Genomic DNA, 24,954 nt, shown 5'->3' on the forward strand with positions numbered 1-24,954 from the left:
CAAAAGATTTAGTTGAAGGCTTTTTATTTCCTATTGAAATATAACGGATTTTATTATGTTAAAAGCATTTTCTAAAAAAAGACACTTTTTTACCCAACCACCTGTCGTGGGTTATTTACCCCTTAAAAAATTTCATATTCTGCCAGTATTGGGTTTAGAGCCTGAATTAATTAAACAATCAGTTGAAAGTGTATCTCGTGATCGTGAAAAAATAGGTCATTGCACGCTCTTAAATGCTCTTGTTCATTCATTGGGTTTTAAAGGTGGTTTTTCTGGATATTTGGATGCCTATGAACAAATACTAAAACCATTTATGGAAGATAATAACTTAAACCAATATGCTAATCTGATTGAGCCAAGGTATCCATGTGATGGAGCAAGTCTTTTAAAACACAAACGTCGAGATGTATCTGATCGACTGTTTTATGGCGATAACACTATTCCAGACAAAATATTTACAGGATACAACTTTCCTTACGATCAATACTTTGATGATGGTATAGGCATCTACAACTTTGAAATTGATCGCTCTGCTTATGGATTATATCAGAGCCCTTATGATGATAATGATTCATCAAATGTAGACGTGGCCCTTCAAAACCCTACGCTACAAGTACTGCTGAAGCGTAAACAGCCAAATACTAGACCACTGATTGATATAGTGATTGGTGGAGATTTATTTTATATTCAGACTGGTTTTAACCTGCTTGGAGATCAATTGATATACCCTAGGGAAAAAGAACCAGTTTTTCAAATTTATAATAATAATCAGTCAGCCTTGTCAGAATCTCTAACACATTGTAATAAAAAGATGAGCTTGTTTATTCAGCGCATTGAGGAAGTCAATCAAGGTTGGATTGAAGTACTCCCTTTTAATGAAAATCTTATTTTTTTAAAAGGGGAAAATGGAGAATATGATTTCCTTTTCAAAAATCAACGTGATGAAGAATTTAAACATCAAATTTACGAACCGTACTTGAAAAGAGCTGACGTACCTAAATTTGATGATGAGTATCATTTTAAGCGTTGGTTCTACTTCGAATTTAAGGGAAATAGACAGCAACAATTACATCAAGCCGAAACTGAATACTATTTTTCTGGTGGTAATACATGTAATTATCCTGATACAGAAGAGTTATTAAAACGCTTGTTGCATAGTGATTATGCCAAAACTCTTGTGGATTTTAGATCTTCTATAGAACTACCTAACTATCAAAAGGTTAGGTTAGAAAATGGCAAATACTTAATGGTTTCAGATTTAATCACAATTGAAGACTTTAAAGAGTTTTCGATCTCTAACTCCTCGTATTTAGAAGGTAGAGCAAAATTATTTGAACAGAAATGCTTACTAGACAATCTAGAAGCAGTAAATGCTGATGAAGACACTGCTTTACCTGTGTCTCTGACTTGGTATGATGTAATGGGATTTATAAGCTGGTTTAATCGGAAAAATAAAGTTGAAACTCGTCTATTAACTTATGATGAATTTTTAGAGATTTCTCCTTTCTCTGAAACGATCGATGATCATTCGGGGTTAAGTTTCTATTCGCCCCCTTTACAGAAGATCTTTAAAGGGGAAATCTCTTTTATTGGTCAACGTAATGAAGAATTTGAATACAACTGTCTGAGTTTTTATGATGAGAACGGAGATAAAATCGTTGGTCATCCGCCTTATATGGAAGAAGAATTGTTCCAAAAAATTCTATTAAAATTTGATGATGTAAAATTTTTAGAAAAGAACGGGCTTAGATTTATTGATTCCAAAAACTTTGGCGAATGGTTAAATGATAAAACTTATCTTTGTTGTAAGACACTCACTGAATTTTATAATTATATTGTCAGACCAATTCCAGCATTGAATTCTACTGGTAAATATAAAGGTAGAAAAATTGGCTTTAGACTTTGCTATGAATTAAAAGACTAAAAATATTTCATATGGGCAAGTAAGTAACTTGCCCATATTGCTATTAAGTCGTTAATTGCTAAGTTCTTCAGTAAGTGAAGAGGCTATTGAACTCAGCGGCTATTCAGGCTTGCCGACATCCAAGATTTTGATATTTTTGTACAAGTTGATCCTCTTTAAAGACCTAAAACAACTTGATACGGTTTAAATCCTTCTAATACAGCATCAGAAACTAATTGGATAAAAGCCTCAGTTTTTCCATAAGCCATCCATTGATCCAAGGCCTCATAATAAGCCAATCGATTTGCAACTGTAATCACACAGGGTGGATAGCCTGCTTTAAGCAGTTCTAAATTCATCAAGAGACGTGATGTGCGACCATTGCCATCAATGAATGGATGGATACCCACAAAATCCGCATGTACTTTGGCTGCCCGTTCAATCGGGTGAAGTTTATATGCTTCAAGGTTATACCAATCGATTAGCTGAGCCATCTTGTCATTTAATAAAGTATAGTCAGGAGGGGTAGTAGTAGCACCAGAAATCAATACATTTTGCTGACGATAACGCCCAGCATTCTCATCATCAATATTTTTTAAAATAAGTTGATGAATATTGCGAATTTGCCATTCTGAAAATGGTTCTTCCTTACGAATAATGTCTTCAACGTAGTAAATCGCATTTCTATGGTTGATCGCTTCGAAATGTTCTCTTAACGCTTTTCCACCTACAGTAATACCTTCAAGAACTACTTTGGTTTCCAATAGTGTAAGAGTATTACCTTCTATGGCATTTGAATGATAGGTCCAGCGGACAATAAGATCTTCTTGTAAATTTTTTACAATTGCAGGAGATAAAGGGCGATATTGATCTAATTTTTTCTTTAAATCATCAATAATTTCAAACATAACTTTAACCCTGAATGTGTCTTTCTGAATGATACATCAAAAAATAAATATCAAAAATGTAATGTTATATCATAATATTTTAGTTGAGCTATAAAGATGGTAGAATGAGTACACCATTTCAAATCCTTTAGTTGGATTTGAACAAGATTATTTTTGTGATTCAATGCACTAAATCTAATTTGGGTAAAAAATGGGTACAGGTAAAATGCTATTGACTTTATGGTTCACTAAATCAATAGCTTAGGAGTTGAGTTCAATTGACGCCATCTCCACCAAAATTCGTATAAAAAGCCACTTAATTAAGTGGCTTTTTATTGTGAGATATTTTACTTAAATATCAGGATATATTTTGCTTTATTAAAACCTAAACTTTGCGATTTTACTTCATGACTTTTTGATTTATATAAGTTTTATATTTGAATATCTTAAAACCTGGTCAAAGAACTCAAGTCGGGTTAGTACAAAACCATAATAATTTAGTTTGTTGTATTAAAAAGCCCAGATAAACTTTAAAAGGCTAGTATGTCCTTCAGGGCGATTTTCAACATTGGTCTCTTTTAAGTACTTCGCTTCAATAGACCAATTTTGATCCTGATATTGAATAGCAGGACCAACTGCAATGATTTGTCCTTTTTGACCAATATCATCACCGTTGATATGATCTGATTTAACTTGTTTAAAGGCATAACCTTCTATTGCCAATTTGACATGATCATTCAGTTTGTAGCCCAAGCTGTAGTCACCGGCAAAATATTCCCCAGATTTATAATGCGTGTCATCATTTTCATCATTAAAGCTATATGAAATTTTAGTCGAAATATCTAAACCATTTGCCGGCGCGTAGGTATAAGCAATAATGGGGCGAATGGTATTGTAATTCTTACCAATATTGGCCATTACAGGCTGAGTGGCAGTAGGAGTGTCATATTGCCCAGTGGCTAAAACTGTTTCGATTGCGCCAATCCAATGATGATTGCCTTGATGCCAGCCAAGCATAGAACCAAGAATTAAATCGCCTAAAGCTGCATTATGATCAGACATGCCATTAATGTTTAAGCGCAAATCGACCAAAGGCTGGGCTGCATAAAAACCGAGCTGCCCACCTAGATAGTTTTGTTCGGTCATCCAGACTAAGCGTGGGATGAAGGCATTTACATCAAGATGAAAGCTGTCTGGCCCTTGGTCAAAACTGCCTGCATGATAATTTTGATAATAGTTAAGTAAATACACTCCGGGCGGCGGCAATGCACCCGCCATCATACCTTCAGCCCCTAAGGCAAATGAATCAGCACCATTTTCTGTTGCAAATGTGAGTGTACTGCTCAAGCCCATGATTAGGCTCAGAGATAGCTTTAAAGTCAGTTTTTTCATAGAAAATCCTTTTCAATGATGTTGTTATTACAAAGATTGATGTCATTGATAGCGCACCAATAAGAATACTCATTGGTGCGTATCCTGTATTAAGCACTTACACGGCGACGATCAACCTCTGTCGACGGTGCTTGATCTACTTCTTTGACCAATTCGAAATTGAATGTAATGTACTTGAACGGCTTATCTAAACCGCGGCGTGAGAGTTCAGCTTCATCTGTAATTTCAATGGCTTTTGCGATCAGTCCATCGCGTGTGGCAAAAGCAAAGTCATCCCAAAGATACTTATCACCTTCAATATTGAACTGCGTGGTGAGCTTGCGGAAATCTGGTGCAGAGATGAAATAGTGTACATGCGATGGGCGATTGCCATGACGGCCCAGCTTATTGAGCAAGGCTTGAGTTGTACCTTCAGGTGGGCAGCCATAGCCGACAGGCATGGTGGTTAAAGCAGTGTATTTGCCATCTGCATCGGTAAAAATAGTACGGCGCAAGTTGAACTCGGATTGCGCCTTATCAAAGAAAGAATAGTTTCCAAGGCCATTCGCATGCCAAATTTCAACTTTGGCATTTGGAATTATGCAACCATCGACATCGGTCACCGTTCCTTCAATAATTAAAGTATCAATGTGGTCTGATTCTGAGCCATCATCCAAACGGGCAAAACCGACTGATTCAGGTGCACCTGAAACATATAGGGGACCTTCAATAGTTCGCGGTGTACCACCCGTTAAGCCTGCTTTTGCATCCGCTTCATCCGCACGTAAATCTAGATAATGTTCTAAGCCTAAACCCGCAGCAAGTAATCCAAGTTCATTCGCTTGGCCAGCATCGGTTAAGTATTCTAGACCTTTCCAAATTTCAGTTTGAGATAAATCTAAATCTTCAATGGCTTGGAATAAATCTCCGAGCAAGCGAACCACAATTTTCTGTATGCGTAGATCGACATCACCTGTTGCGGTATCCACATTCATTTTTTGTACAAGGGCATCAATTTGTTGACGGTTCATAATCATTATCCTTTGATTCATGAAAAGTAGAATCGAATGATCTGGAACGGACATGAAACAGATCATTCGAAAAGGGGAAGCCATTGAAATTATTTTCAAAGTAATGGCTAAAAATAGGTGTTTTAAAGTATTTTTAAATATGTCGAAATAAAGCTGAACGGGATTCGTTAGAAGCACCATCCGCTGCACTTAAGAAACGTTCGGTATGAATATCTTTTTCAAAAAGGCGGCTTTGCATCAGCGTTGAAATAGCAGCATCAATCATGGGTGGCGGGCCACATAAATAGGCTTTATGACCACTGCATTTATTTTCAAAATAATCTGCTACGGCTGCATGAACAAAACCTGTGAATCCAAGCCATTGATCTTCTGCTTTGGGCGCATTCAGTGCAGGAATGTAGCGGAAGTTTGGATAGTCTTTGACTAAGGTCTCAAACATTTCACGGTTATAGAGTTCAGAAACATCTCGCGCGCCTTGGAACAGATAGATGGTACGTGTATCACCTTGTTCTAAAAGATCCAAAATCATGGATTGCGGACTGGAGAGTCCAGAACCACCTGCAATAAAGATGGCATCTTTTTCATCCGATTTACGCACAAAAAATTGCCCATAAGGTCCTGAAACTTGAAGCTCATCGCCTACTTGAAGGGTTTCGTGTACATAAGTGGTGGCTGCACCGCCCTGTACTTGACGAATATGTAATTCAATAATCCCTTCTTCACTTGGCGGATTGGCAATTGAAAATGCACGCGTCCCTTCAATATCAGGCAATTGGAGATTGATGTATTGTCCAGCTTGAAACTCCATTGGACGGTCAATCTGTAAACGTACACCTTTAATGGTTGGTGACAGTTGTTTGATCTCTAAAACTTTAGCTTGGTAGTCTTGGACTAAATAGCCAAGGAAATCCTCGTCCTCATCAACATCGGCTTCAATCACCATGTCAGATTCAGGTTTACAACAGCAAGCTAGGACTTTATTTTCTTCGCGTTCAATGTCCATGAGTGCAAAGGGCGAGGCTTCACCGACATCATAAAAACCGTCAGTGACCTGAACTTTACAGGTACCGCATGTGCCATGACCACATGCGAATGGCAGCCAAACCCCTTGACGTAAAGCGGCGTCTAAAATGGTTTGATCATCTTCTACTTCAATGGTCATGCCTACAGGTTCAATCGTGACTTGATAACTCATGATATTTCTCCCTTATACATGCGTGCCGTTGTAGCCATCTAAACCAGGTGTGACAAAACGCAGAAGTGATTTATGGTCAAAACCTAAATTAGCCAAAGATTTGGAAAAATCCGCATCGGTTAATAATTGACGATTCAATGTGAATTGCACTTTTGACCAATCTATATGTTCAAAGTCAGGATGCTGATTAAAACCCGCTTGAATTTGCTGATCAATCAACTCCTGTAAACTTTGTTGTGGCGAGACCACGAAAGCATGCGCGGCACAAAATAATGTGTGATGATCCCATCCGACATAGAGCAGCATATTGTCGCCGTAATTTTTTTGTGCATCACGTGCATCAAATTCATAGTTTTTTTGAATAGCTTGTACTGGCATGAGAAAACTCCTAAATTCCTTGAGTGTGAAGCCATTTCGAAATTTTTATTCATGAGATGACTTCTGATCCTTTTTTACTTAAGCGACATGACCTTTCCATTTTCTCCAACGTTCTTGGTCTGGAGAGCCTTCAATGTCCAGATTGTCTGCACCAACATTAAAGTTGTAGTAATCACGTAAAATGCTTTCTAAATCAGGACCGCCACAATTGCCTTGTAAAATTTGGTTGACTGGCAGCCAAGCTTGAATATATTTTTCAGGTTCACGTTCAAAAATGTCATGACAGCCATCCGAGCAGGTGTGGTAACGCTCGCCTTTATAAATACTGTCACGGTAGCTAAACATAGTCGGGTCGCCATCCATTTCCGTAAAGGTCATTGGAATCTGACAGATTTGGCACAGTTGCGGTAAGCCATTGCTATAGAAGCGTTTACCTTCAGCTTCCAACTTACGCGCCAACTCCCATTTAGGGCGATAATATTTGTCAAAGGTGTCTGGATATTTCTCAGATAACCAATCCATTTCTTCATCGGTTGGAATCCAAGTATGGAAACCAGCAGCATGGCCAAAGTTATAGAAAATCCACCATGCTTGATGTGAAATATGCTCTTTTTCTTTCACAATCACGTCTGAATATTTCGGCATACGAATACCGTAACGGCTGAGGTCTTTAAACAATGCACCGCCAGCTTCTTCGAAATAAGTTTCCCAGGCTTCTTTCCAAGACATTACTTTGTTTGGCAGCATGTAATCCATCATCATGCCGACAATAGACAGCAGGCGAGTACCGCGCCAGAACCATTTATCAATCCATTCCTGAACAATCGGGACGTTATCTTCATGTTGTTCTAGTAGGAATTTTACGATTTCCAAACCTAAGGTCATGTGACGTGCTTCATCCGACTGGGCACTAAAGCCAAAGGTCACTGTAGCCATATCACCGTTATAAGCTGCACCTGACATAAACGGCACGAACAATAAGTTAGTCAGAACGTATTCAAAAGAGAAACTAATGGCCAATAAGAATTCGAATGGGCCTGCTGAACGAGCATCTTCAAAAAATGATTTTGGTACAGAGAGATACCAAACACGGTCATGCATGTGTGCCCAATCTTGGAAGCCATCAAAGAATTTGTTGTAATGGCTCATGGCATGAATTTGCGTCTGTACATGACGCAGTTCATCAATCGATTGCATTTGCGAAGCAATACGTGCACCGATTCCACCAAATTGGCGCCCCACATGCGCATAACCTTGATACGCCTGATATTCCAATGGCGTTACCGCGGTTAAAAACAGTTTAATGGCATTTAAATAGCGTTCATTACTGACATTCATTTGACCATTGTTTTGAGAAAATGCATCAAAAATGGCATACAGTTTTTTCTCTTTTTCTGACTGATATTTCCAGTACGAATCCATGGTTAAACGAAATGGGTCTTCCCATTTTGACCAGTCTGTAATTTTAATCCCTTCAAACTCTTCGTAAGGAAAAGCCTCTTTACGATCTGCATAGGAAAAATCCCAATCTAGATCACGAGTCAGCATACGGTAGCGGTCTTTCGCATTGAGTTTTTTGGTTGCAGTTTTAGTCGCGCTTTTTGCTTGGCTATTCATCTTGATCATCCTTTTCAATCTGTTGAAGCGATCAGCTTCTTATATTTTTCGTGTGGGGTTAATTCCACTGCAACGTGAAGGTGTCATCATCTTCATCAACGTTGCCACCTAAGGTGATCATGTTGAGTTGCAGTTCTTGAATGTCCCAGTCTTGTCCTAGTTTTTCAGATACCGTTTCTGCATGAACCACTAATTTTCCGAGGTTTTCCACACGAATCATGGCAGGAAGGTATTGAATGGTGGCTTCAGGGTTATCTTGTTCAATCGCTTCAATGATGTAGCGTGAAGTATCGTTATCTTGTAATGCCAAATAAACTTTTGAGCTCATGTCTGCGTATCCTTATGCAACCGATTCTAATTCAAGAGTTAAACCTGCTTTTTTACTGCGTTCTGCAATGACCGCTAAGCCATTGGCTATATATGGATGTCCAAGAGCGGTATTTGACCATGCACTAAAGGCTTCAGTCACTTGAGGTAAAAGTGTGTCTATCCAACCTTGAATTAAAGTTTTATTTTCTTCAGATTCAGCAATGGCAGTTTTTAAAACAGGGTCTGACCATTTACGTAAATCGGTTAAACAGTCCTTCATAAATTCGGTCAGCATCGCCACATCACGTGCGCCGTGCTCAACTAACCATTGATCCAGTTCACCGTAAACTAGAGCTTGCATTAAGCTGTCGATGATTAGGGTTTGCAGGACATAAAGTTTGAACCAATCTTGTTCAGTTAAGCTTTGTTCACACAGTTTGCGGAGCGGTTGCCAAGAGGCATCATTCATCCAGCTATCTTTGGCTTGTTGTAATGATTCACCAGTATTGCTATCGATTAGTAAACCAATACGAGAGAGATATTGCGCCATGCCCAAGCGATCCATTGCCGCAAAAATACAAGCTTGAGTAATGACTGTGCCATAACCATAGGCACTGCCTGACATCATGTGTAGGTTGGCAGTTTGCTCGATATAACGGAACGGTAATAAGCAAGTGATGATTTTCTGTTTCACTTCATCACTTAGATTTTCAATCAAATGGCGTTTTTCAAAGAATGAGTAATTGCTTTCAGCGGTCTCTTGTAAACGTGCACGATGCTGTACATAAGCACCATAATAAAATTGACGCGGATCTTTAAATACATACCAGTCTTGCATTTGTAACGCGGTATGGGTGTGATCATTTAAAGTTTTGTCTAGTTTCCACAATGGGCGATAATGAAAATTGGTTGCACCTTGTACATCAAAACTGACTTCTTGATAACGAGTCGCAGGCTTTTTACCAAAACGACGTTCGATATACGCATAAGTTTGACGAATAGGTTCTAAGTTGGATGTTTTAATTTCTAAAGTCATCACGATTTCCTTATGGGCTTAAGATGGATCTTCTTGATCTAAATTTTCACGAACTTGGCTCAGGACTGTTGGTTCAACGCCATAACGCCATTTATCTTCTTGTGCGTCATTCCATGCTCGCTGCGCTTCAGTCATTTCTACAACATGATGGATTTCGCAAAAATGTTGAAATGCTTGCTGGGGGAGAATGAGTTCGACAAAAAGTGTTGGGTCGTGGATTGCGAAGTCAAATTCAACAAACTTGGCATGACGGTCACCTGTTACACGAATGTATTTGGTGAGTTGGTCATGTTGTAGCGCTTGAGTCATTGGAATCATCCTTTTATCTCTACACTGAAATCATTTCAGTGATGCAACCTTGCATTTATTGATAGAGATATATCAAAACTCATGCCAACTTTGATTAATTGTTATTAATCAATTATTTGTGATTTTCATCTGCCTTTTTTATATTATTTGAACGATAAAAATTCATGGAATGATGAACATAAAAATGTTTGATTTCATCAAATAATGAATGGTTCGGTGGGGAATTTGAAAATACTTTTTATAGATCTAGTGATTTGTATCTATATGATTTCATGGTTTTAATTCAAAAATACCTGAGAGGTATAAAGTTATGATAATAAGGTAGTAAAGCTTTTTAGTTGGATGTGGGTAAGATAGGGAGGAGACCTATAGCCAAGGATGGATATTCAGTCATGCCTCAAGCCAAAGATGCGAATTTTTATACTCAAATTTTGGAGAAAAACAAAGATATTCAAGATTTACTGGATAAAATTCAGTTTGATAGTCAGCATGGAAAAATTTGGTTTGAAGAAAATCGTATGCTGCTGATGCATACCAGCATCATGGGCTTTTTAAGAAAAGATTTGTATAACATGTTGGGTTGGGAACGGACTAAGCGTTTTTTTATTCGTCTGGGTTATCAGGCGGGTGTGAGGGATGCAGAAGTCACTTCTAAATTACGTCCGAATTTAAATGAAGCTGAAGCATTTATGGCTGGACCGCAAATGCATGGTATTCGTGGCATGGTTCAAGTTGAAGTCAATGAGCTTCAATTAAGTCATGATGAACATGAATTTTATGCGGATTTTAACTGGCGAAATTCATTTGAAGCGGAAGTTCATTTAAGTGAGTTTGGTGCTTCGGAAGAATCAGCTTGTTGGATGTTATTGGGTTATGCCTGTGGTTATACCAGTCTGGTCATGGGGCAAACCATTATTTATCAAGAAACCCATTGTGTTGCCAAAGGGGATGATTGCTGTCGAATTATTGGTAAACCTTTAGATGAATGGGAAAATGCCGATGAATTGATCCAGTTTATGTCACCCGATCCAGTGTCTGATGAATTAATTGCCTTACAGGCGGAACTGAATGAGTTAAAGAAAAATATCTATACGGATATAGAAGCAGATTACACCATGTTTAATTCAATTGGTGAATCAGTTGCATACCGTAAAGTCTGTGACCTTTTGAAAAAGGCAGCAGGCAGCAAGGTTGCTGTATTACTGCAAGGTGAAACTGGGGTTGGTAAGGAAGCGTTTGCAAGAGGGATTCATGAAGGTAGTTCCCGTAAAGGGCAGCCATTTGTTGCTGTAAATTGTGCCTGTATTCCACCTGATTTAATTGAATCGGAACTTTTTGGTGTAGAAAAAGGTGCATTTACAGGTGCAACGCAAACTCGGAGTGGAAAATTTGAACGGGCTCATCAAGGAACTATTTTTTTAGATGAAGTGATTGAGCTTTCACCACGCGCACAAGCAGCTTTATTACGGATGTTACAAGAAGGAGAGTATGAGAGAGTTGGTGATCATCAAACTCGAAAGGCTGATGTCCGTTTGGTGGCTGCGACCAATGAGAATTTGGAACAAGCCGTGAAAGATGGGCGATTCCGTGCTGACTTATATTATCGCTTAAATATCTTCCCCGTCATCATTCCGCCGCTGCGTGAGCGCCGTGATGATATTCCATTATTGATTACGCACTTCTTATCGCGTTTTGAAAATATGTATGGAAAGACTTTAAAAGGTTTAAGCGACAAGGCCAAAAACTTTGTGATGACTTATGAATGGCCAGGTAATATTCGTGAGCTTGAAAACTTATTAGAGCGGGCGACCTTACTGACGGATCATCAGCAGGAAATTAAACTTAGTCATTTGTTTCCGCAGATTAAAGAGGACATTGAAACAAAGCCTGAAAAAGTGGACTTAGATGCAGTAATACAAGATGGCTTTTGTTTGGAAGATCATGAAAAGCAATTGATTTCTATCGCAATGCAAAAAGTGAATCATAATGTTTCTGAAGCAGCCCGTGTATTGGGTATTAGCCGAGCAGCTTTGGATTACCGTTTAAAAAAGCAGGCTATTCATGGCAAGAAAGAGTAGATTTCAATTATATATAGATTGACTATTATATGGTCGAGTAAATCGACTTCAATATCAGCATTTTTTATCTAAAATAATCGGATACCAGCCTTTTTTAGGCATTCTTTAGCAATTGCTGCACCAATTCTGTGGCCTACTTCTATAGTCAAAAGTCTGTTTGCATTTGACATTGATGCTACACTGGTTTGAAAGCATGGCATTGCCATGCTTTTCTCTTTATAAGCAAAAAGCTCCATCTAGATAGGCTTTTCTCCAGCGATCAATTTTAACTTTCTGAAATAGTCCGCCGATATAAAAAGGATCCTGTTCAATAAACTGCTGTGCAGCTTTACGAGTATTGACATCAATAATATAGATTCCTCCGCCTAGATCCGAGCCGTCATCATCTAGTTTTGCACCGCAGGCGAGTAAGAGTTCGAGTTTTTGATTCAGGTACTTTAAATGTTCATCCCGCAGTTTTTTTCTCAGCGGCAGATGATCTATTTTGTCCCAGGTTTCTATAACATATGGCATTTTTAATTCCTGATATTATTGTTTGATTAGAATGAAAATGGATATTCAAAAATTAAACGGACTTCATCAATATTTCCATATCTGTAACCTTGGGTAGTGCGGTGAGTGGCTTGGCGAACACGGATATCCAGATCTTTGGCAAAACCTTTCTTCATTTTGTAGCGCAATTCTATATCCCGTTCCCAATGCTTGTTATCAATATCCTGATTATAAATGTGACGTTTTGTGTAGAAAGCATTGTCACTGCCAGTATTATCCATATCCCAGCCATACAGATAGCGTGTCATCAATGAAAAACCGTTAGCGCCATAGGGACTAAAGTCAATTTCATATTTAATTTGGGCAGATTTTTCTCTTGCTTCTGTAAAGGTGGCAAATTGCACGCTGTTAGGAATGGATGCAATTCCGCCATTATTTTTGAAACCAATCCAATCCAAAGGCTCATTACCGAGTACTTGCTGATAGGCTAAAGTAAAATTGTGATTAGATAATCTATAGTTGCCAGTTAAAGAAACCAGACCGGTACTGATATTTCCACCCGTGGCATCTCCAGTATCACGGTTTAAATAGTTGTTGGTTTGCAGCGTAAAACTGGATTGATCATGGAGAGGGTAATTATATTTTGCCCCTAAATAATACTGCATCCAGACATTATCTAATTCCGATACATATAAAGCTGTTTCAATATTATCCAGTTTATATTTTGCCCCTAAATAAGTAACGTAGTCACCTTGAATGCCATTGTTATAATCGGTATTGAAATAGTTGAGTCGGTCGGTCGAGTCGACGGGGCTCATTTGAGTAAAATAGCCAAAGTCTAAAGTAAGATGATCAAAGGAATTATCCTTAATAGATAAACCTGTTGACATCGATGGAAGCAGGCGAGAATAGTTGGTTCCTATAATTGGGTTATTTGGAAATTGGTTCCCCAGCAATGCTTCAGTTTGATGATATTTTGCGCGTAGTGCACCGCCGAATTCAGCAGTCGCCGATTTAGGTTTAGCTTGCGCATCGACTTCTAAGTTGTTAGTTCCTGTGCGATAGCCATCGCTGTCCAGTTTTAATGCCATCAAAGAATAGGCATTTATTCCAAACTGTACAGGCGTATCTGTCCAGCCGCTTTCCATATTGGCAATAAAGCCTTGCGCCCATTCTTCGCGGTAGCCTTTGCGCTCAGACACAGGTAACTGTGCATTCTGTCCTGCAGAGTTGTACTCGCCTTTACGAAAATCACGGTTAAAATAGTAATTTTTTGCCAGCACATTAAATTTGGCATCTTCAATAAAATTTGCATGAGCTGAGTTAATTCCAGTTATGAATAGGCAAAGCTTACCCATAACCAGTAAATTTTTATTTACTGGTTTTTGCATTAAAAAGTCCTTTTAATTGATGTTAATGACTTACCTAAATCGTTTGATGTGAGTTTTAAACGCGGTTCCAAGTATCTGAAGGTTCAAAGATAAATCCATTATCTTGTTTACGGATATAACCGCAGTAAGGATCACCAAAATGTACGGGCAGCAGTAAAGCCTCTCTGCTAACAGCCCGTTCCAAGCATTCCATTCGCGTTTTTATGGCAATATCAGGCCAGATACAATAACCAGAATTGATTTCTGGACGAACGATTTGCAGTGGGCTATGGAAGACATCGCCGCAAAAAATAGCTTCTTCTCCTTGGGATCTGATACGGAAGGTGACTTGGCCTGGGCTATGGCCTGGCGCCGGCTCTACGACTAAACAATCGGCAATTTCAGAGTGAGGTTTAATAAACTGTACTAAACCTTCATTAAATATTGGCATTACACTGTCAAAGAAAGAGTCGCCAAAGACATCAATCACGCCAGGCTCTTTGTTTTTACCTTCGTGGCAAAAATCAAAGTCTTCTTTAGGGAAATAATATTGGGCATTCGGGAAGGTTGGAGTCCAACGATTGTCTTTCCAAACGGTATTCCAGCCAACATGATCGGAATGTAAATGGGTAATGACAACATGAGTGACTTTCTCAGGCGGTGCTCCAGCAGCAGTCATCCACTCAGTAATTAAGTTATTCAGCATATGCATGCGTGGAATTTCTGGACGGGGTTTAAAGTTGCCGACTCCAGTATCTATCACAATAATATTATTGCCAGCATGCACCACCCAAAATTGAATACTTACAATGAGGCGATTCATTTCTGGGATCCAATGATGCGGGGCAAGCATCGCTTTATTTTCTTCCAGTAAACTCTGATCTGCTGTTGGAAATAAAAATTTAGGGTCGTGGCTTGGCGCAGCATATTCATGAATACGCGTAACTTTTACTTCACCAATCATTCTTGATTCAATCATGTCTTACTCCTTAACAAATTCAATAAATGTTTAGATGCGTTCGAATAGGGCGGCTAAGCCTTGTCCGCCTCCAATACACATAGTTTCCAGCCCATAGCGTGCATTTCGGCGTTTCATTTCATGGAGCAGGGAAGTCATAATCCGCATGCCTGTAGCCCCAATAGGGTGGCCGAGGGAAATGCCTGATCCATTCACATTAATATTTGCCGTATCTTGAAGATTCAGTTCTTTAATTACAGCCAATGCCTGTGCTGCAAAGGCTTCATTAATTTCGATCAGATCAATGTCTTCTAGGTGGACACCCGTATTTTTCAGCAGCTTATGGACCGCGGGAACTGGGCCAATACCCATCCGGCTCGGATCGCAGCCTGCCGAACTCCAGCCAATAATTTTCGCCATGGGTTCTAAATTGTATTTTTCCAGATATTCACGGCTGACAACGAGACAGCCTGCTGCAGCATCATTCTGCTGGCTTGAATTTCCAGCGGTGGTCACACCATTTGGTAAAAGCGTTTTGAGCTTGCTCAGGCTTTCAATGCTGCTGTCTTTACGGATGCCTTCATCAAAATTTATGGTTTTGATTTCTTTTTTAGTTTTGATTTCAACTGGAATGACTTCATCTTGAAATTTGCCTGAATCCCAAGCCTGCTGTGCTTTTTGATGGCTCTGAACTGCAAAAGCGTCGCATTCTTCGCGGCTGATATGATAGTCCCGCGCCAAATTATCTGCAGTTTCAGGCATGCCGGAAATAGCACCAAAACGTTCTATTGGCTGTGATCTTTCACGGCCACGTTCCAAGCGGTCAAAAAAGGTCACGTTGCCTGCACGGCTGCCCCAGCGCATATTGGTTGAATAATATTCAATATTACTCATGCTCTCAACGCCGATGGTCATAATCGCTTCAGCATTGCCTGATTGAATCGCCATCGCTGCATTGATAATAGCTTGCAGGCCTGAGCCGCATCTGCGATCAAGGGTATAACCTGAAATTTCAATCGGCAAATCGGCAGCTAGCGCTGCATAACGGGCAATACAAGGCGCTTCGCTAGATGAATACGACTGTGCGATGATGACTTCATCCAGCGTGTTTGTATCAATTCCTGTTTCTTCAATCAAGCTGTGTATTACCTTAACTGAAAGATCGACAGCAGTCAGTGAGGCTAAAGCGCCTCCAAATTTGCCAATCGGCGTGCGCAATGGACTGACAATATAAGCTTCTTTCATGTGATCATCCTTTAAATTAATTTTGCTTTGTATGCTTGTTCAGTTAATGCATTACGGTAATCAGGAGCCGCAATAGAGATCATTTTTTTTACGCGTTGAGAAATAGTAAGGCCTCGTAAGTCTGCAATGCCATGTTCGGTAATAATGACCGCCGTATCACTGCGCGGTGTAGAAACGGGTCCCTGTAATTGACTAACGATTCGGCTAAAATTCTTTCCAGAAGCAGGGAGGGCTATAATGGATAGGCCGCCATTTGAATGATTGGCTGCACGAATAAAATCTAATGCGCCGCCAACAGCACCCACATAAGTATGATTTGCAATTTCTGCGTTGATTTGACCAGTTAGGTCAACTTCAATTGCGGAATTGATTGCAATGAAATTTTCAAGCTGTCCTAATGTTTGAGTATGATGTGTATATTCTGTAGGCCGAAGCTGGATTGCAGGATTCTCATGCACATAGCCGTGCAGTTCTGCCGATCCTGAAATTAACCCCGTCACTGTTAATCCGAGATCGATACTCTTTTTTTGATTGGTAATCACGCCTTGCTTCATTAGCTGCATAACACCATCACTGATGATACCTGAATGAATACCTAGATTTTGATGCTGCCCCAAGGCCTTTAAAATAGCTTCAGGAATTGAGCCTATTCCTAGCTGTAATGTAGAGCCATTTTTAATTAAAGAGGCCGCATATTGGGCAATCTTGAGGCTAGTTTGTGAAGATGATGATTCAATAGGGAGCTCAATATTGCGATCTGTATAAACTAGAACATCAAAATTTTCTTCAGTCAGATACTGGTCTGAATAAACCCAAGGCGCTTGTTTGTTGACTTCGGCAATGACCAGCCGGGCGTGTTGAATAGCCGATTTTAGATAGTCTTGTCCAAGGCTATAGCTGTATTGTCCTTGAGCATTAGGTTCAGAAACCTGAAGTAAAATTACATCGGCTTGAAGCGTGTGCTGTTCAATCAGCTGAGGAAATAGAGAATAGTGTACTGGCAAGATATCAAGCCGATGGCTCTGTGCAAGTGTTCGGTTATACCCAGCACCGCAATAGCTTGAAAACTTAATATGATCTGAATGTTCTGGCTGGCATGTAGGAAACTGACTGATGCCTAAAAAGACACTGAACTTGCCAATTTTATGTCTGTTTTGAATTAAATTCTGAGTTAATGGCGTCGGCTCAGATTGAGCCTGCCCCCATATGACATGATCACCATGTTGAATATAGCGGGATAAATCAAGTTGAGAGATATCGTATATTTTATCCATGATGATCATCCTTGATCTTAGCAGCTTGGTGTTTAATGAATTGACGAAGGGTGCTTAGATAAAGCTGTCACCTTAATATCCATATAAGGAAACAGCGGTAGGCTCATTAATAAGCTATGCAGTTCATCGTTGCTTTCCACATCAAAAATACTAATGTTTGAGTATTTTCCGGTTACGCGCCATAGATGAGGCCATTTACCTGACTTTTGCAATTCGATGGCACGTTCTTTTTCAGACTTCTTAATTTCATCCATTTTTACTGGATCACTGTCTAATGGAATACTGACTGTCATTTCTACGCAAAAAAGCATGTTTATCTTCCTTAATATTTGATAGATAAGAATTAAATTATGTCTTTAGTGACAAAAGGTTTTAAGCTGCCAATGAATGTTTTTCCATGTTCAAACCAGTTTTGGCGGATTTCTGAATCTAAATAGGTTTGCATCTGAGCTTCATCTTTAAACCAGCATTCGCCAATTGCATCTACGCCTTGAACATCAAAAAATGGAACGTGTATATCCGTTGGTTCAGATGCAATCAGGCGGACTTCATATTTGTGCAAGCCTGGAATGCCGTGCGACATTTGATAATGAACTAAGCATTCTTGATCAAATTGCTCTTTGCTCATATTTTCAGGTTTTTGCAGTAAATAAAGAATGCGGATCATGACTAGGCTTCCTGCTTGTGGTATTGGTTGGAAAGAGATGAAGTTTGCTCTTTGCGGACTTTAATTAACAGAATGGAAAGGGTAGCAAGAGCATATGCCGTTAGACAGAACAACCCAATAGAAGTGGCTAAACCGAAATTGTCTGCTAGGGCACCGACGCCAACTACGGACAGCGCTCCCAGCGATTTACCGACATTATAAGAAAAGCCCATACCAGTAGTTCTGATATGCGTTGGGAATAAATCACTTAAAAAAGGTCCAAGCGCAGCAAACATGCCAATGGCCGAGAAACCGACGAAGAAGCCAAGCGCCAGAGTAATATATTGGTTCATGGCAATCAGCATATAAACTACAGTCACGATCCAGCTTAAAATAGACATCCCGATTAGAGTCTGTTTACGGCCAATTTTATCTGCAAGATACGAAGTAAACATGAAGCCGGCGAATGCGCCTACAGCCATGATTAAAATCGTCACAATTTTAGAGCTCGGACTTAATCCACGTTCATTCATGAGTGTTGGAATCCAAATCAGAATTGCATAACAGGCTGCTTGAAGGCCAACCACCAATAAGCTGGCAAACACTGTTGAGCGCAGATATTCTTTTTTGAAGATTGTCGAAAAAGATGCCTTCTCAACAATAGTTTTATTTTTAGTCACATCGTTAACAAACTGAGCAGACTCTTTAACATTGCGGCGGATAAATATGACAATTAATGCTGGAATAACGCCTGTCCATAAAATGATGCGCCAAGACCATTCTGGCGGCAGCAGGCTAATAAACAATGTAGCTACAACCACAGATCCAGCCCAGCCTAGTGCCATACCAGACTGTACGAATCCAACAGCTTTGTTCTTATGTTTAGCTTGCACAGCTTCAGCCATTAAAGCAGCACCGACTGCCCACTCACCACCAAAGCCTAAACCCTGTAAGGTTCTTGCAACCAATAATTGTTCATAATTTTGTGCAAACCCTGCCAATACGCCAAAAAATGTAAACCACAAAATGGTAAACATTAGAATTTTGACACGGCCATAGCGGTCCGCCAAAATGCCGGCGATCCATCCGCCAATAGCAGTAACCACGAGAGCAACTGTACCGATTAAACCGACTTGAGTTTGAGTCAATGCCCACGTTGCCATAATAACAGGCAATAAAAAGCTAAAAATCTGCATGTCATATGAGTCTAATGCCCATCCGGCATAACACGCCCAAAATGTTTTTTTCTGGTTGGAATCCGATTCCTTATACCAATTTAACATTCCCATTTACATCTCCTTTGTAAAATCATGTTTTGCACTTATTTCATTTTTGAAAAATCCAAAATGACATCTGTAACACTTTGCACATATTCGGCATTGTGAGGTGAAACAATATCTATGACGTAGACAGAGCCATTTAAAAACTCAAAGGTTGCGATTTCCGTATACGCTCGATTAACACAAGCTAGACCTGTCAATGGATAAGTACATTTCTCGATAATTTTGCTGTGGCCTTGTTTTGTTAAATGTTCCATCATGACGTAAACATTTTGTGCGCCAGAGGCTAAGTCCATTGCGCCGCCGACAGCTGGAATGGAATCAGGATGCCCTGTATGCCAATTGGCCAGATCACCATTTGCAGAAATTTGAAAAGCGCCCAAAATGCAATAATCCAAGTGTCCGCCGCGCATCATTCCAAAAGAATCCGCATGATGAAAAAAGGCACCTCCTTTTTTTAAATCAATGGCTTCTTTACCGGCATTAATGAGATCCCAATCTTCTTCTCCGTTAGCGGCTTGGGTCCATTGCCCTAATACACCATTTTCACTTTGAAGAATCACTTCCTTATCCACAAAATAGTCGGCTACTAAAGTTGGTAGGCCAATACCGAGGTTGACATAAGCACCCTCTGGAATATCCAGAGCAACACGCTGCGCAAGATTGGTTTTTTGTAAGCTATCCATAATGATTACGCTCCAATGCCATTTTTGAGTGTAAGGCGATCCACAAAAATTCCTGGGGTGATAATGATTTCAGGATCCAAATCACCAAGTTCGCAGATTTGGTCTACAGCAACTAAAGTTGTTTTTGCAGCCATCGCCATAACTGGCGCAAAGTTGCGGGCAGTCTTGTTGTAAATAAGATTGCCCCAACGGTCACCGGTCTTGGCATAAATCAGGCTGTAATCTACAGGCAAGGCTTTCTCGAAGACGTAGCCTTTACCATCGATTTCTTTGATTTCTTTATTTTCTGAAAGTAAGGTGCCATAAGCGGTACGTGTATAAAAACCGCCAATACCGCAGCCGGCGGCTCTTAAACGTTCTGCAAGTGTGCCTTGGGGGACAACTTCTAGCTCAATTTCGTTATTACGGTACAATTCTTCAAAAACATAGGCGTCTTTTTGACGAGGAAAGGAGCAAATCAGTTTTTTGACGCGTTTGGCTTTAAGTAAAGCAGCAAGACCTTGATCTCCGTTACCGGCATTATTACTTACAATAGTTAAATCTTTCGCGCCTTGATCAATTAAAGCTTGAATAAGCTCGTTCGGCATGCCCGAGCCGCCAAAACCGCCGACAGCAATGACAGAACCGTCTTTGATATCATTGACAATGTCCTTTGCCGAATTGAAGATTTTATTAATCATCTTACTACCTTGTAAAATTCATGTTTCTTATACTGATAGTAAGTTCACACATTCCTGTGTTATGCACAATTTTTAAATTTGAAAGTGGTGTTAATCTGAGATTAACAAAGTTGCGAGGTAAAATAGTTTGATAGTTAATGAATGTGAGATTTTAAACATTTAATAAAATCTTTAGAGAATTGACTAATTCCATTAAAGTTAATTGCACATATTTGAAAGCCGCGATGCGCCCATTTTTCATCAATCTCTCTATATTCGATATTGGGATGAATGTGCTGTAAACGCCGAAACGCGGCTAAAGGAATAATTGCAATACCTGCACCAGCGGCTACCATTTGACAAATGGAGTCATAGCTTGAAACTTGTACCCGAATATTTATTTTTTTATCTAATTGCTGAGATAGCTTATGTAAAAAAATTTGGATTGCGCTGCCTTCATGTAAAGTCACGACTGAATATTGAATGGCATCCAATAAGGTCACATTTTTGTATTGAAGAATAGGGTGGGTTTTGGGTGCAATCAAAATGAGATGAGAAGAAATTAACGGCATCGTCTGCAAATTTTTAGTATCAATATTTCCTGAGATAATTCCAAGATCGGCACGCTTATCTACGACAATATTCACAATGTCTTCACTTAGCATTTCTTTAAGATTTACATCCACATGCGGATGAGTAATTAGATATTCAGATAAAGCCTGAGGAATGTATTCAGTAATCGCAGTTGTGTTGGCAACAATAGATAATTTCCCGGCTATCTGATCATTAAATTGAGAAAGTTCGCCTTTAAGGCATTCAATTTCATGATAAATCGATTTGGCATATCTTAAATAAATCAGCCCAATTTCAGTCAGTTCAACGCCTTGAGATGAGCGTTCTAAAATTTTCAGTCCTAATTGCTGTTCTAGATTCTTGATCCGGTTGCTGGCTGCAGGTGTTGAAATGAAGGTTTTTTCGGCTGCGCGAGTTAAATTTTGTGTCTCAGCGATATTCAGAATCAGCCGAAAATCATTTAAATCAAAGTTCACAGGTTTACTCCTGTTGAATTATTAAAAATAGTTGCTTACAGCACGACATGCTTGAATTGATATTAAGTGAAAAGTATTTCATTCTTTTCAAATATATGAAATGTTATTTTTATTCGACTAAAGTCAGTCTGGTTAGCTCGGGTTTTTAAATCACCCCCCTAGGGGGATAATTACCTAAAAAATGAAATGAAGAGCAATAGGGTAATACACATCACCATTCAAAGAATGCACCCTTGTGATGTCCGGGTTCCAAAAAAAAGACCAACACCATGGCCTCCATGATGCTGGAAACTGGAAAATTCTAAATGATCGCTTTTTCAATAAATTCTTGGATGACAGTTTCGCTGTATCCTAATTCGCTAAGAATCACATGGGTATGTTCACTCAGGTATGGTACAGAGCTGATTCGATAATCTTCATCATGTGTAAGTCCGACTGGCTTAAGTGTTGGCACTTTACCGACCGGTGTATTTACGACAGTCCAGCGTCGCCGTGCATCAAGTTGCGGATGATGCCAGACATCTTCCATTTTGTTGACATTTGCATTGGCAATTTTGGCTAGTTCTAAGCGCTGAATCACTTCTTTCTGAGTTAAATGACTAAAGACATCTAAAATGATGGATTTTAAATTTTCACGGTTTTTTGAGCGTAAAGTATTATTTATAAATTCAGGCAGTTCGGAAAGTGCAGGGTCATTCAATACAATTTTACAAAAATCTTGCCATTCACGTTCATTTTGTACCCCTAGGATGACTTGTTTATTGTCACCGGTGAGGAAAGGGCCATAAGGATAGATTGTGGCATGCGATGCACCCGTACGCTGAGGTGCGCTGTTCCCTCGAAAGGTATAATAGAGCGGAAAACCCATCCATTCAGTCATGCTTTCAAGCATGGAGACATCTATGCGTTTTCCTTTGCCTGTTTTTCCGCGCTCGATCAAGGCGGCTAAAATATTGGAGTAAGCATACATTCCAGCTGCTATATCTGAAATGGAACAGCCGGCTTTCGCATAATCATTTTCGGTACCGCTGATGGATAAAAATCCTGATTCACTTTGAATCAGTAAGTCATAGGCTTTTTTATCATGATAGGGGCCAGGGTGTTCAGCATCATCGCCATAGCCGGAAATATCACAGACAATAATTTGAGGGTTGAGGGCTGACAACGCTTCAAAAGAAAGGCCGAGCCGAGATGCGGAACCCGGTGCAAGATTCTGCACCAGTACATCCGCTTTTAAGACCAGCTGCTTTAAAATATCCTGTGCTTCTTGGGTTTTAATGTCCAGCGTCAAACTTTCTTTCGACCGGTTGGCCCAAATGAAATGCGATGACATGCCATCAACACGTTCATCATATTTGCGTGCGAAGTCACCTACATTCGGACGTTCAATTTTAATGACCCGTGCACCTAAATCTGCCAATTGCCTAGTGCAGAAGGGGGCGGCAATCGCATGTTCAAGTGTAATGACAGTGATATCATTTAAAGCCAGCATGGGATTTATTCCTTAAAAGAGATTTTCGCTTTCATGCAAATTTGACCGTTATTTTTTTCGATCCATAATTCGCCATTTTCCTGCTCAACGCGGCCATAAATTTGAAAATTATCAAAATCGAATACCGGATTAACGGCACGGAATTCAAAACGGGTAATTTTTTTATCTGGGTGTTCTTGCTTGAAATGATGAATTAAAAGGGTGGCTAAAAGTGGGCCATGCACCACAAGGCCAAGATAGCCTTCCTCTTGGGTTGCATAGGGACGGTCATAATGAATGCGGTGTCCATTGAACGTCACAGCCGAATATCTGAATAGAGTTACAGGATCAACAGGGAATGATTTTTTATAATCAAATGCTTTGGCTTCTACGGTTGCGGCAGGGGGCTGCACTGTGCCTTGCACCTGATTCGTGGCATCACGATAGACAATGTCTTGTTCTTCAATAATTGCTAATTCATTGTCGGAATAGATTGAATGCTGAACCGTGACGAAATACATATTGCCGCTTTTACCGTGTTTCAGCTCAACCTTTAAAATTTCAGATTCACGGCGTATTAGTTTTTGAGCAGCAATAGGTTTAAAGAACTGTAATCTGCTGCCAGCCCACATCCGTTTAGGAAAAGGAATGGGGGGTAAAAATCCGCCTTTTTTAGGATGACCATCTACAGCAAGGTCTTGTCCGTTGACCAATGGCAGAAAATAGAGCCAGTGATATAGATGAGGCAAATCAGCAGGGGACTTATTTTCTTCATTGAGTAAAGTCTGCATCATTGCTATAGGGCGATGATCTGAATAATCTTCTAGTATTTCTTTCTTTCCAATCCAATTGCTGTAGTTTTCCATGAAAATTCCTCAATTCTTTATGCGTTTAAACCAGCCTGTTTTAAAATTTTTTGTGCTCTTAAAATGACAGGTAAATCAATCATTTTCCCATCTAAGCTAATGGCTTGGCCTTGCGCTTGATGGACTGCCTCCAAAACACGTTGCGCCCACTCCATTTCTGCATTTGTTGGCGTGAAGGCCGTATTGACGATGTTGACTTGGTTGGGATGGATACAGAGTTTTCCAGCAAAGCCTAAATTTTTTGCTTGCAGCGTTTCCCGTTCAACTAAAGTTTCATCTTTAAAATCAACAGTGACCCCATCAACAGGAGACTCAATTCCTGCTAGTTTAGAAGCCAATACGAATTCATTCCGAAATGACAGCAGCTCTTCATAACCACCTTGCATATTCATTTCTAACTGAAAATCAATTGACCCGAACATCAGGGCTTGGACTGATTTCGCTTGAGCAATTTGACGAATATTGGCAAAACCCAGTGGCGTTTCAATTAACGCAAATATATTGATTTCACGAATAGCCGTAACGGCAGCAATGTCTGCAGCAGATTCAGTTTTAGGTAAAACAATTGCTTGAACATTCCTGAAGTTTGCCAATTGAATATCGTCTGCAAACCATTCGCTGTTTTTGGAATTGATACGGACCATCACATTTTTTTGTGGATGTTCCATCAACCAGTGTTTTAAGCTTTCCCGTGCGGAAACTTTCAAATTTACTGGAACTGCATCTTCTAAATCGACAATAATTGCATCCGCTTGCGTGCTGAGCGCTTTTTCAAAGCGTTCAACACGGTTTGCAGGTACAAAAAGATAAGAACGTGCAGATTTTTGTACTTTTTCCATACTGC

At 39.7% G+C, this 24,954-nt stretch carries 25 protein-coding genes; 2 read left to right on the plus strand and 23 right to left on the minus strand.

From position 1 onward, the window contains the following. Positions 1–55: 55 nt before the first annotated feature. The gene (locus tag JZ784_RS02035; RefSeq protein WP_346313608.1) at positions 56–1,924 is read left to right on the plus strand and encodes a hypothetical protein; all 1,869 of its coding nucleotides are present in this window, start codon (positions 56–58) and stop codon (positions 1,922–1,924) included. A gap of 155 nt (positions 1,925–2,079) precedes the next feature. Here the strand turns inward: JZ784_RS02035 and JZ784_RS02040 are convergent, their stop codons facing one another. From JZ784_RS02040 to JZ784_RS02080, 9 genes are all read right to left on the minus strand, one after another. Further along, positions 2,080–2,811: a Fic family protein gene (locus tag JZ784_RS02040; protein ID WP_346313609.1), complete on the minus strand. Its 732-nt coding sequence runs from the start codon at positions 2,809–2,811 to the stop codon at positions 2,080–2,082. A 489-nt stretch (positions 2,812–3,300) separates the two neighbouring features. Further along, complete coding sequence (locus JZ784_RS02045) at positions 3,301–4,182, minus strand: transporter (protein WP_346313610.1); 882 nt, start codon at positions 4,180–4,182, stop codon at positions 3,301–3,303. Between the two features lie 89 nt (positions 4,183–4,271). Next, positions 4,272–5,192: a catechol 1,2-dioxygenase gene (gene catA, locus JZ784_RS02050; RefSeq protein ID WP_346313611.1), complete on the minus strand. Its 921-nt coding sequence runs from the start codon at positions 5,190–5,192 to the stop codon at positions 4,272–4,274. Positions 5,193–5,325: 133 nt separating this feature from the next. Continuing rightward, complete coding sequence (locus JZ784_RS02055) at positions 5,326–6,387, minus strand: phenol 2-monooxygenase domain-containing protein (protein WP_346313612.1); 1,062 nt, start codon at positions 6,385–6,387, stop codon at positions 5,326–5,328. Between the two features lie 12 nt (positions 6,388–6,399). Then, the gene (locus JZ784_RS02060) at positions 6,400–6,765 is read right to left on the minus strand and encodes a phenol hydroxylase subunit P4 (RefSeq protein WP_279699609.1); all 366 of its coding nucleotides are present in this window, start codon (positions 6,763–6,765) and stop codon (positions 6,400–6,402) included. 78 nt (positions 6,766–6,843) lie between these two features. After that, positions 6,844–8,382 carry an aromatic/alkene/methane monooxygenase hydroxylase/oxygenase subunit alpha gene (locus JZ784_RS02065; protein ID WP_346313613.1) on the minus strand — a complete coding sequence of 513 codons (1,539 nt, stop codon included), beginning with the start codon at positions 8,380–8,382 and terminating at the stop codon, positions 6,844–6,846. A 58-nt stretch (positions 8,383–8,440) separates the two neighbouring features. Continuing rightward, positions 8,441–8,710, minus strand: coding sequence for an MmoB/DmpM family protein (locus tag JZ784_RS02070; RefSeq protein ID WP_346313614.1), 270 nt, complete (start codon positions 8,708–8,710; stop codon positions 8,441–8,443). A 12-nt stretch (positions 8,711–8,722) separates the two neighbouring features. Next, entirely contained in the window at positions 8,723–9,727 is a 1,005-nt protein-coding gene (locus tag JZ784_RS02075; RefSeq protein ID WP_346313615.1) for an aromatic/alkene monooxygenase hydroxylase subunit beta, read from the minus strand. Between the two features lie 18 nt (positions 9,728–9,745). After that, complete coding sequence (locus JZ784_RS02080; RefSeq protein WP_346313616.1) at positions 9,746–10,036, minus strand: phenol hydroxylase subunit; 291 nt, start codon at positions 10,034–10,036, stop codon at positions 9,746–9,748. Positions 10,037–10,428: 392 nt separating this feature from the next. Between JZ784_RS02080 and mobR the strand changes: the two genes are divergently transcribed. Continuing rightward, positions 10,429–12,114 carry a phenol degradation transcriptional regulator MobR gene (gene mobR / locus JZ784_RS02085; RefSeq protein WP_346313617.1) on the plus strand — a complete coding sequence of 562 codons (1,686 nt, stop codon included), beginning with the start codon at positions 10,429–10,431 and terminating at the stop codon, positions 12,112–12,114. A gap of 216 nt (positions 12,115–12,330) precedes the next feature. On the opposite strand, the gene JZ784_RS02090 is transcribed toward mobR, so the two are convergent. The 14 genes from JZ784_RS02090 to JZ784_RS02155 all read right to left on the minus strand — a co-directional run bounded on the left by JZ784_RS02090 (position 12,331) and on the right by JZ784_RS02155 (position 24,949). Then, positions 12,331–12,627 carry a YciI family protein gene (locus JZ784_RS02090; protein ID WP_346313618.1) on the minus strand — a complete coding sequence of 99 codons (297 nt, stop codon included), beginning with the start codon at positions 12,625–12,627 and terminating at the stop codon, positions 12,331–12,333. Positions 12,628–12,653: 26 nt separating this feature from the next. Next, positions 12,654–13,997, minus strand: a complete 1,344-nt coding sequence (locus JZ784_RS02095; protein WP_346313619.1) for an OprD family outer membrane porin — start codon at positions 13,995–13,997, stop codon at positions 12,654–12,656. 55 nt (positions 13,998–14,052) lie between these two features. Further along, positions 14,053–14,955, minus strand: coding sequence for an MBL fold metallo-hydrolase (locus JZ784_RS02100; RefSeq protein ID WP_067667620.1), 903 nt, complete (start codon positions 14,953–14,955; stop codon positions 14,053–14,055). Positions 14,956–14,985: 30 nt separating this feature from the next. After that, positions 14,986–16,179 (minus strand): acetyl-CoA C-acetyltransferase, encoded by a 1,194-nt coding sequence (locus JZ784_RS02105; RefSeq protein WP_346313620.1) that lies wholly within the window; start codon positions 16,177–16,179, stop codon positions 14,986–14,988. Positions 16,180–16,190: 11 nt separating this feature from the next. Then, a complete protein-coding gene (locus JZ784_RS02110) occupies positions 16,191–17,453 on the minus strand; it encodes an acetyl-CoA hydrolase/transferase C-terminal domain-containing protein (protein ID WP_346313621.1) in 1,263 nt (420 codons plus the stop codon). A gap of 32 nt (positions 17,454–17,485) precedes the next feature. Beyond that, positions 17,486–17,764 carry a muconolactone Delta-isomerase gene (gene catC, locus JZ784_RS02115; RefSeq protein ID WP_346313622.1) on the minus strand — a complete coding sequence of 93 codons (279 nt, stop codon included), beginning with the start codon at positions 17,762–17,764 and terminating at the stop codon, positions 17,486–17,488. A 32-nt stretch (positions 17,765–17,796) separates the two neighbouring features. Beyond that, positions 17,797–18,120: a 4-methylmuconolactone methylisomerase gene (locus JZ784_RS02120; protein ID WP_346313623.1), complete on the minus strand. Its 324-nt coding sequence runs from the start codon at positions 18,118–18,120 to the stop codon at positions 17,797–17,799. Between the two features lie 2 nt (positions 18,121–18,122). Then, positions 18,123–19,388, minus strand: a complete 1,266-nt coding sequence (locus JZ784_RS02125; protein WP_346313624.1) for an MFS transporter — start codon at positions 19,386–19,388, stop codon at positions 18,123–18,125. A 32-nt stretch (positions 19,389–19,420) separates the two neighbouring features. Next, positions 19,421–20,065 carry a 3-oxoacid CoA-transferase subunit B gene (locus JZ784_RS02130; protein ID WP_346313625.1) on the minus strand — a complete coding sequence of 215 codons (645 nt, stop codon included), beginning with the start codon at positions 20,063–20,065 and terminating at the stop codon, positions 19,421–19,423. Positions 20,066–20,070: 5 nt separating this feature from the next. After that, a complete protein-coding gene (locus JZ784_RS02135; protein ID WP_346313626.1) occupies positions 20,071–20,745 on the minus strand; it encodes a 3-oxoacid CoA-transferase subunit A in 675 nt (224 codons plus the stop codon). 134 nt (positions 20,746–20,879) lie between these two features. Further along, a complete protein-coding gene (locus tag JZ784_RS02140; protein WP_346313627.1) occupies positions 20,880–21,773 on the minus strand; it encodes a LysR family transcriptional regulator in 894 nt (297 codons plus the stop codon). 301 nt (positions 21,774–22,074) lie between these two features. Continuing rightward, positions 22,075–23,265 (minus strand): CaiB/BaiF CoA-transferase family protein, encoded by a 1,191-nt coding sequence (locus JZ784_RS02145; protein ID WP_346313628.1) that lies wholly within the window; start codon positions 23,263–23,265, stop codon positions 22,075–22,077. A 5-nt stretch (positions 23,266–23,270) separates the two neighbouring features. Beyond that, on the minus strand, positions 23,271–24,110 hold the full coding sequence (locus JZ784_RS02150; protein ID WP_346313629.1) for a hypothetical protein: 840 nt from the start codon (positions 24,108–24,110) through the stop codon (positions 23,271–23,273). Between the two features lie 17 nt (positions 24,111–24,127). Further along, entirely contained in the window at positions 24,128–24,949 is an 822-nt protein-coding gene (locus JZ784_RS02155; RefSeq protein WP_346313630.1) for a CoA ester lyase, read from the minus strand. Between the last annotated feature and the right edge of the window lie 5 nt (positions 24,950–24,954).

This window comes from Acinetobacter sp. CWB-B33 (genome assembly GCF_039655955.1).
Lineage (GTDB): Bacteria > Pseudomonadota > Gammaproteobacteria > Pseudomonadales > Moraxellaceae > Acinetobacter > Acinetobacter bouvetii.

Excerpts from the sequence above, each read along its gene's own strand:
- JZ784_RS02060 (WP_279699609.1), bottom strand. The coding sequence starts at position 6,765 with ATGCCAGTACAAGCTATTCAAAAAAACTATGAATTTGATGCACGTGAT.
- JZ784_RS02120 (WP_346313623.1), bottom strand. The coding sequence starts at position 18,120 with ATGATCCGCATTCTTTATTTACTGCAAAAACCTGAAAATATGAGCAAA.
- JZ784_RS02080 (WP_346313616.1), bottom strand. The coding sequence starts at position 10,036 with ATGACTCAAGCGCTACAACATGACCAACTCACCAAATACATTCGTGTA.
- JZ784_RS02130 (WP_346313625.1), bottom strand. The coding sequence starts at position 20,065 with ATGGATAGCTTACAAAAAACCAATCTTGCGCAGCGTGTTGCTCTGGAT.
- JZ784_RS02135 (WP_346313626.1), bottom strand. The coding sequence starts at position 20,745 with ATGATTAATAAAATCTTCAATTCGGCAAAGGACATTGTCAATGATATC.
- JZ784_RS02100 (WP_067667620.1), bottom strand. The coding sequence starts at position 14,955 with ATGATTGAATCAAGAATGATTGGTGAAGTAAAAGTTACGCGTATTCAT.
- JZ784_RS02110 (WP_346313621.1), bottom strand. The coding sequence starts at position 17,453 with ATGGATAAAATATACGATATCTCTCAACTTGATTTATCCCGCTATATT.
- catA (WP_346313611.1), bottom strand. The coding sequence starts at position 5,192 with ATGAACCGTCAACAAATTGATGCCCTTGTACAAAAAATGAATGTGGAT.
- JZ784_RS02155 (WP_346313630.1), bottom strand. The coding sequence starts at position 24,949 with ATGGAAAAAGTACAAAAATCTGCACGTTCTTATCTTTTTGTACCTGCA.
- JZ784_RS02105 (WP_346313620.1), bottom strand. The coding sequence starts at position 16,179 with ATGAAAGAAGCTTATATTGTCAGTCCATTGCGCACGCCGATTGGCAAA.
- JZ784_RS02075 (WP_346313615.1), bottom strand. The coding sequence starts at position 9,727 with ATGACTTTAGAAATTAAAACATCCAACTTAGAACCTATTCGTCAAACT.
- JZ784_RS02145 (WP_346313628.1), bottom strand. The coding sequence starts at position 23,265 with ATGCTGGCTTTAAATGATATCACTGTCATTACACTTGAACATGCGATT.
- JZ784_RS02070 (WP_346313614.1), bottom strand. The coding sequence starts at position 8,710 with ATGAGCTCAAAAGTTTATTTGGCATTACAAGATAACGATACTTCACGC.
- JZ784_RS02095 (WP_346313619.1), bottom strand. The coding sequence starts at position 13,997 with ATGCAAAAACCAGTAAATAAAAATTTACTGGTTATGGGTAAGCTTTGC.
- JZ784_RS02090 (WP_346313618.1), bottom strand. The coding sequence starts at position 12,627 with ATGCCATATGTTATAGAAACCTGGGACAAAATAGATCATCTGCCGCTG.
- JZ784_RS02055 (WP_346313612.1), bottom strand. The coding sequence starts at position 6,387 with ATGAGTTATCAAGTCACGATTGAACCTGTAGGCATGACCATTGAAGTA.
- JZ784_RS02065 (WP_346313613.1), bottom strand. The coding sequence starts at position 8,382 with ATGAATAGCCAAGCAAAAAGCGCGACTAAAACTGCAACCAAAAAACTC.
- JZ784_RS02035 (WP_346313608.1), top strand. The coding sequence starts at position 56 with ATGTTAAAAGCATTTTCTAAAAAAAGACACTTTTTTACCCAACCACCT.
- JZ784_RS02040 (WP_346313609.1), bottom strand. The coding sequence starts at position 2,811 with ATGTTTGAAATTATTGATGATTTAAAGAAAAAATTAGATCAATATCGC.
- mobR (WP_346313617.1), top strand. The coding sequence starts at position 10,429 with ATGCCTCAAGCCAAAGATGCGAATTTTTATACTCAAATTTTGGAGAAA.
- catC (WP_346313622.1), bottom strand. The coding sequence starts at position 17,764 with ATGCTTTTTTGCGTAGAAATGACAGTCAGTATTCCATTAGACAGTGAT.
- JZ784_RS02045 (WP_346313610.1), bottom strand. The coding sequence starts at position 4,182 with ATGAAAAAACTGACTTTAAAGCTATCTCTGAGCCTAATCATGGGCTTG.
- JZ784_RS02150 (WP_346313629.1), bottom strand. The coding sequence starts at position 24,110 with ATGGAAAACTACAGCAATTGGATTGGAAAGAAAGAAATACTAGAAGAT.
- JZ784_RS02125 (WP_346313624.1), bottom strand. The coding sequence starts at position 19,388 with ATGGGAATGTTAAATTGGTATAAGGAATCGGATTCCAACCAGAAAAAA.